Below are 7675 nucleotides of genomic sequence, written 5' to 3' on the forward strand. Positions count from 1 at the left end.
GATTCACCCCGACACGAAATCGAAGATGATCCAAATAAGATCGTGTTCATTAAGTTTGAATAGCAACAAATCCTAAGTGAAATAGAGGTTTATCGGTCATGAATGCCAAAAGACACATGAGCGAAGTTCCTATGATTCAAAGGGTAGCTGCCTATCTAGCGATACTGGTTGGTTACTTTTTCTATTGTTATAACTTTGTAATTATTGACTACGTACGCCCATACATCGTTGAAGCGTATGATGGTATTAGCCTGTCAGACACTGCCCAGTTCTATACATGGCAGTCGGTTGGTGCACTTATCGGTGCATTGAGCTGTGCTTGGTTCGCAACAAAATTTGGTAAGAAATCCACTCTTATTACCATCACAGCCCTAAACGGTGGCGCAACGATCATCAATATGATGTTCACCGACTACGCAACATGGGCAGCAATGCGTTTCATCATTGGTTTGTCACTGGGTGGTTACTTCACCGTGGCAGTAAGCCTAATGATCGGCCTATTTACGCCAACGGTACGTGGTAAGTTGACGGCATTCGCGTCTTCTATGTTCTCTGTAGCACTGATGGTAATGGGTGCGTATGCAGCATTTATTGCAAGCATTGATGCACCATGGGAAAGCCTAATGCTTGTAGGTGGTATCCCACCATTGGCAGCCGCTGTTGTCATGATCTTTGTACTACCTAGCGACAGCAAAGTGATCGCTTACGGTGAAGAAGAGCAAGCAAAAGTAGAAGAATCAAATGCACCAGCGAAAAAAGGCTCTTGGGGCGAAATGCTAAGCAAGCCTTACCGTAAGATCACACTAACGTGTCTATTACTGGCTGGCCTTAACTTCTACGGTTTCCAATTCTTTGGTGGCTTCGTAACCACATACCTACGTGATGTACGTATGTTCGACGGTGCAACCATCGGTCTCATCTTCTCTATCTCAGCATTTGGTTCACTGTTTGGTGCGTGGTTCTGGGGTTGGGTTGCTGACAAATTCGGTCGTAAGGTGAACGCATTTGGCTTCATCCTCGCGGGCATCATGGTTTCAATCTTCTTTGTTGCACCTGGCGACATGGTGATTGGCGGTCTAAACATGCTGGCTCTACTTGGTCTGATTTACAACTTCGGTCTGTCTTCTTCAGCGGTATGGGGTGGTTACTTCTCAGAACTGTTCCCAGCACACCTACGTAGCTACGGCGCGGCGCTATTCCACGGCGGTCGTATCCTCGGTATGTGGGCACCAATGGTACTTATCTTCATCCAAGAGCGTACCGACCTACAAACCGCAATGTGGGGTTCACCAATCGTATGGATCCTTGCTGGTCTTCTATGGCTATCACTGCCAGAGACACTAAAAGGCGGCGTGTTCGATAAGAGCAAAAAAGCCGAAGCAGCAAAAGCGTAACTGAATTTCAAAAACTCCGGCTGGCTCCCCAGCCGGATGAAAAAACTTAATTTCGAGTCCTGTTCCCAAAGCCGACTCGACAGCAAATAAGAGAGTTTATTATGTCTAAATATCAAGAAGCGAAACGCGTTGTACGTGAATACTTCAGCGCAATGGAAAACGCAACTCACGAGAACGTGGCAGAAGTACTAAAAGCACACACTTCAGAAGATTACCTATGGCGTGGTGTTTACCCATTCCGTGAGCAACAAGGCGCTCAAGCAGCGGCTGACGTTTTCTGGGCTCCTTTGATGAAATCAATGACTCGCATGCAGCGTCGTCAAGACATCTTCATCGGTGGTGAGAACGAAGTAACATCAGGTGAAATCTGGGTAATGAGCATGGGTCACTTCATGGGTCTATTCGACGCTGAATACCTAGGCATGCGCCCAACTGGCAAGATCATGAACATCCGCTACGCAGAATTTAACTGTGTTGAAAACGGCAAGATCACTAAGACTGGCCTATTCCTAGACCTTCTAGGTGCAATGGACCAAGCGGGTTGTTACCCACTACCACCATCAACAGGTAAGCACTTCGTATACCCTGGTCCTCGTAACCACGACGGTCTACTGTTCGAAGACGCAGCACCAGAAGAAGGCGTAGCAACACTAGCACTAGTGAACAAGATGGTCGATGACCTATCTGCACTAAACGACAGCGGCGCTATGGGTTGCCCACCAGAAGTTCTTGAGAAGAGCTGGTCTAAAGACATGATCTGGTACGGTCCATGTGGTATCGGTGCATCTTACACAATTCCTCGTTACCAACAGCAGCACCAATTGCCGTTCCGTAACAACCTGAAAGACAAGAAGTTTAACGGCCACGTATGTCGTTTCGCAGAAGGTAACTTCTCTTGTTTCTTCGGCTGGCCAAACCTATCTAACACGCCAATCGGTGGTTTCCTAGGTATGACAGGTGGTGAAGTACGTGCAGACATGCAAGTGGTTGACGTTTACTACCGTGACGGCGACAAGCTATCTGAGAACTGGGTACTGATCGACCTTCCTTACTGGCTAAAACAGCAAGGCCTAGACGTGTTCGAGCGTACTCAACAGATCCTAAACCCTTCTCTATAAGAAGTCCTAGAGGCGGATTGTCAACCCGCCTTTATGTTGCCTGAATCCCCTCTCGGTTCAGGTGACATGCTCCCAACTCGTGCCTCAAGGATGGGGCACAACCTCAAGATAGAACCCTTATTCAAAACGGGCATGAACGCACGGTGGCTTTCTGCGCCCTGAATAATGAGATTGATGATGAAAAAGTCGACCCTTTCTGCAGTGATTTTAGCAGCGCTTACTTCTAGCTCAGCCTTTGCTGCACACACTTTTGTTAATGACGCTGGCGACAGCCTAACCATCGATGGCCGTTTCGATCTTCGCTACCAAGACCGTGGCGGTGATGACAACGGCGAATGGAACAGCGGCAGCTCACGTTTCGGTTTGAAAGGCCAAATGGGTCTGGATAACGGCTGGACTGGTTTCGGTCACGCGGAATGGGGCTACAACTCTGGCGCGAACGGCGACAACATTTACGACCGCTTACTATACGCAGGTGTTGATCACGAAAAATACGGCAAGATTGCTGCGGGTACTAAGCAGTGGTCCACCTTCTACGACGTAGCATGGTACACCGATTTAGGTCGTGTATTCGGTACTCGTGGCTCAGGTGTTTACAACCTAGCTGACTGGGGTATCGCATCCGGTGCTGGTCGTGCAGAAAACTCAATCACGTACCGTAATTCAATTAATGAAAAAGTGAGCTACGGCTTTACTTACCAAACCACGCGTGAAGATGTTGCTCTAGCAAGCAATGCGACAGCCTCATTGAAAAACGGCATGGGTGCGTCGATCACTTACAAACCGGTTGATGGCGTAACACTTGGTGCGGCTTACCATCAAAATGAAGTTGCGGATCTAGACGCAAGCGTAGTTGGCGTAGAAAACGGCGACAACATGCGCATCATGCTATTGGGCGCAAACTACAGCAACGGTGGCTTCTACGCGGGTGCGACTTTCCACGTTGGCGAAAACTGGGAAGCAGTGAGTCAGGGCGGTACGGACGTGATGTTCGATACCCTAGGTGGCGAAATCTACACTTACTACCACTTCGACAACGGCCTACGCCCAACGTTGAACTACAACTACATGGAAGATCGCGGTGACGAGACACAAGGCTACGAGCGTAACTTGCTGATTCCTGGTCTTGAATACCACTTCCAGAAGAACAAATTCCTAGTTTGGACTGAATACCAGTTCGACCTAGGTAAAGATCAGTACGATGGCAGCAAATTCGAAAACCGTGATGATCAATTCGCGGCAGGTATTCGCTACTACTTCTGATAATACTCATCGCTCACCACCTATACCCAAGTAACCTTAAGGTGGTGAGTGATGAAGTTCTTATCAACACTAAGCAAAGTTATCTTGAAGCCAAGTAGTCATCACTTCACTAATAATTAAAGGCTGCTCAAGCGTAGATAGATGTCCACACTCAGGGATAACATGAAGCGTGACGTTTGGGATGCATCGCTCCATGAGCAGATGATTGTCTAGCGGACAAAGCTTATCTTCTTTACCTGTTATCACCAACGTAGGAGCTTGAATGTCCGCCAATAAAGGTCGAGCATCCGGGCGAGTTGCTAACGCTTTAGCATGTGCTTCAAATGCCTCCAAACCTACATTGACCGCCATGCCTTCTATACGCTCAGTTAACGCTTTGTCTTGCAAACGGCTTGGATGAATCAGCACAGGCATCAGAGTGTCAGGCGTAATGCGTTCAAACTCACCATTTAATGCCTGACTAACCAGTGCATCACGCTTTTGTGTCACCTCTGGCTTTTCATCTGCTGCATTGGTATCCATGAGGATCAAGCCTTTGACTCTGTTTGGCGCTTGACGGTACACCTCAAAGGCAAGAATCCCACCCATTGATAAGCCACCCAAGACAAACTCCTGCGGTGCGTCTTGCAACACTTTCTGCGCCAGCTGTTCCATTGACGGCAATGAGGCCAGCGTCGGGCATGAAGGCTCAACCCAACTTGGCAACGCTCGGTTGACTTCCTCAAACAATGTGCCATCACAAAGTAGTCCGGGTAGCCAAACTAACGAGGTGGGTTGCGTCATTTTATTCTCCTGCCAGCGGCTTTGGTTGATCAGACCCAAGAATGCAATACGTCAAACTATTACCACGCAAGTTCGTCAGTGAATAAGACGCACCTTCTGGAACATTCAGCACATCACCGCGCGTTAAAACAACATTAGCTTGTTCGCCTTGATGCGTGAGGACCACCTCTGTATCGCCATCAAAGTTGATAAGTACTTGTTTTTCTTCTCGGCAGTGTTGAGGAATCGAGCCACCTTCAGAAAGCTCATAAGCCATGATGCTCACTTCATCTTCACTCTTTACTTGGAAGTCATAACTCGCCAAAGGATGACCCGTTAAGGCGTATTGTTTCACGTTGCTTCCGCCGAAATCGCCTTTGATTTCACGATAATCTTTTTGCAGAGCGACAAATGGCATCATCTCTTCTGCGGTGTAGGTATCGAAGGTCGCGAGCTCTTCTTCGGTAAGCAGCGGCATCAATTCTGATTCTTGTGGCACCGGGTCGCCATTAATGGTGTCCACGAGTGTGCCATCGGCTTTGAGGTATAAACCATAACCTTGACTGTCTTTAATAACGTTTGGATGCCAAATAACGCCGCCACCTGAATCGTCGCCGCCAAGTACCGAGAACATAAAGCCGTAATCGCGGCCAACCACTTCAAATCCACGGAAGAGATTGGTTGGAATCGAGATGACGTCACCGTGAGACAACACCGCCTCATGCTCTCCATCGTTCCCCCAATAAAAACGGAACTGACCTTTGAACACCAAGAAAAGCTCGGCGGTACGATGAGAGTGCAACGAATTTTTGATGCCCGGCGGTTGGCCTGCGGCACCAATGTTAAAGCCCGCCGTATCGCGAATATGAACATGCTGACGACTGCTCTCTGCCACCCCAGCACCGATAATGCAAAAGTTATCTTTGAGATCACTGCCTGGCGTGCGCGCATCAATAAACGCACTCGTACCCGGAATCAGTTCCATGTAGCGGACCAGGTTATTATTCATTTTAGATTGTAGAGTCATTGTAAATCCTTGTTGTCCTTGTTTGGACCTAGCCTTTGAATTGTTAGTTACAAACCTAAAGTGTGTTACAGACCTAAAGGTCGCCCACCATCAACCGCGATGGTATTGCCTGTCGAGAAGGTCAGAAGATCTGCCGCGGCGTACACGGCTTGAGCGACTTCTTCATCATTGGCTAAACGCTTAAGCGGTGTGGATTGTTCTTGTTGATTACGCCATGCGTCATCCAAGCCTTTGACAAACTCAGTGTCGACAAGCCCTGGAGCAACAGCCAGAACTCGAACCTCGGGAGACAGAGCGCGAGCTAAAGAACGGGTCATGTTCTCCGCGGCAGATTTACTTGCACAGTAAGCAATGTTGCTCCCCATCGCAGTCTGTGCCGCGATAGAAGTAATGTTCACCACACAACCATTGGCTTGCTTAAGCCAAGGCTCAAACGCTCGAACCATGGCAAAAGGCGCACGGACGTTCACTTGGAAAATTTGGTCAAACAGCTGGTCATCTAAACTTTGCAAATCAGAGTGCGCGACGAATTTCGTCATCCCCGCACAGTTGACCAACAAATCCAGCTTGTCGCTTATTTCACTGACTTGATGTTTAAGCTGTTCAATCGCACTAGAATCTGCCACGTTCAATTTGAATGCTAGATGCTCGTTACGTGGCAGCGAGGAAAGCACATCCTCGGCCGCTTTCTGATTACTGTTGTAAGTCAGAATTACGCGATATCCCGATTCAGCTAGCTTGCGACAAATGGCGGCACCCAGTCCGCCACTGCCGCCTGTGACTAAGGCAAGTTTCGACATATTACGCCTCTTCCACTTTGCCTTTGTAACGGCGCACACGAATATCCGCTTGCTCTTTGTGGCCAGCAAAACCTTCGAGTGCACACAAGCGAGAGCAGTACTCACCGACTTTTAGCGACGCAGCTTCCGTTACACGCTGGTAAGTACAGGTCTTGATAAATTTACCTACCCAAAGACCACCGGTGTATCGCGCCGCTTTCTTCGTTGGCAGTGTATGGTTAGTACCAATACATTTATCGCCGTAAGAAACGTTGGTTTCACGACCTAGGAACAAGGCACCGTAGTTGGTCATGTTATCTAGGAAGTATTTAGGATCTTCTGTCATCACTTGCACATGTTCAGATGCAATATCGTCTGCCACTTCCACCATTTCTTCGTAGCTATCACACACAATCACTTGTCCGTAATCTGCCCACGCTTTACCCGCGACTTCAGCCGTTGGAAGAATGGTTAACTGACGTTCAATTTCTTTGATGGTTTCTTGCGCAAATGTTTCGCTATTGGTCAACAATACAGCGGGAGAGTTGTAACCATGCTCAGCCTGACCAAGCAAGTCTGCCGCTGCCAATTCCGGGTCACAGCCTTTCTCATCAGCAATGACCAAGGTTTCCGTTGGCCCTGCAAACAAATCGATACCAACGCGACCAAACAACTGACGTTTTGCCTCTGCCACAAATGCGTTACCCGGCCCTACAATCATATCGACTGGCGCAATAGTCTCTGTACCAAGAGCCATTGCACCTACCGCCTGAACACCACCGAAGCAGTAGATTTCATCCGCACCCGCCATTGCCATCGCAGCGACAATCGCGACGTTCGGCTGGCCGTTAAACGGAGGCGCACAAGCAATAACACGTTTTACGCCCGCGACTTTCGCCGTCAGTACACTCATGTGAGCGGATGCAACCAATGGGTATTTTCCACCAGGGATGTAACAACCCACGCTGTTTACTGGAATATTTTTATGCCCCAGTACCACACCAGGCATGGTTTCTACTTCGACGTCTTTCATTGAGTCACGTTGAATTTGAGCAAAGTTTCGAACTTGTTGCTGAGCGAACTCGATATCATGACGAGTCGATTCATCAAGCGCATCCACACAGGCTTGGATTTGCTCTTCTGACAGGCGGAATTGCTCCGGCGACCAGTTATCAAACTTTTCAGACAACTCACGTACAGCGCTATCACCTTTCGATTCAATATCAGCAAGAATGTTTTCAACAATCTGACGCACTTTTGCGTCGTTTGATGCTGATACTTCTTCATTGATTCCGTTTTTTAAAATGCGTGCCATTGGGTTTCTCCTTGAAC

General features: G+C 48.3%; 7 protein-coding genes. 3 read left to right on the forward strand and 4 right to left on the reverse strand.

The window, feature by feature from the left end:
* The first annotated feature begins 98 nt into the window (after window positions 1-98).
* From CAG68_RS17635 to CAG68_RS17645, 3 genes are all read left to right on the forward strand, one after another.
* Entirely contained in the window at window positions 99-1394 is a 1296-nt protein-coding gene (locus tag CAG68_RS17635; RefSeq protein ID WP_045390635.1) for an MFS transporter, read from the forward strand.
* Between the two features lie 101 nt (window positions 1395-1495).
* A complete protein-coding gene (locus tag CAG68_RS17640) occupies window positions 1496-2512 on the forward strand; it encodes a nuclear transport factor 2 family protein (RefSeq protein ID WP_005374772.1) in 1017 nt (338 codons plus the stop codon).
* 177 nt (window positions 2513-2689) lie between these two features.
* Window positions 2690-3775, forward strand: a complete 1086-nt coding sequence (locus CAG68_RS17645) for a porin (protein WP_017634480.1) — start codon at window positions 2690-2692, stop codon at window positions 3773-3775.
* Window positions 3776-3844: 69 nt separating this feature from the next.
* Here CAG68_RS17645 and CAG68_RS17650 read toward each other — a convergent pair whose 3' ends face one another.
* From CAG68_RS17650 to hisD, 4 genes are all read right to left on the reverse strand, one after another.
* Window positions 3845-4558, reverse strand: coding sequence for an alpha/beta fold hydrolase (locus CAG68_RS17650; protein ID WP_064369576.1), 714 nt, complete (start codon window positions 4556-4558; stop codon window positions 3845-3847).
* A 1-nt stretch (window position 4559) separates the two neighbouring features.
* On the reverse strand, window positions 4560-5564 hold the full coding sequence (locus tag CAG68_RS17655) for a cupin (protein WP_025768658.1): 1005 nt from the start codon (window positions 5562-5564) through the stop codon (window positions 4560-4562).
* A gap of 65 nt (window positions 5565-5629) precedes the next feature.
* Window positions 5630-6364: an SDR family NAD(P)-dependent oxidoreductase gene (locus CAG68_RS17660; protein WP_025768659.1), complete on the reverse strand. Its 735-nt coding sequence runs from the start codon at window positions 6362-6364 to the stop codon at window positions 5630-5632.
* A gap of 1 nt (window position 6365) precedes the next feature.
* Window positions 6366-7658, reverse strand: coding sequence for a histidinol dehydrogenase (gene hisD, locus CAG68_RS17665; RefSeq protein ID WP_161441445.1), 1293 nt, complete (start codon window positions 7656-7658; stop codon window positions 6366-6368).
* Window positions 7659-7675: the final 17 nt, after the last annotated feature.

It is taken from the genome of Vibrio sp. V42_P2S4T144 (genome assembly GCF_009904715.1).
GTDB lineage: Bacteria > Pseudomonadota > Gammaproteobacteria > Enterobacterales > Vibrionaceae > Vibrio > Vibrio alginolyticus.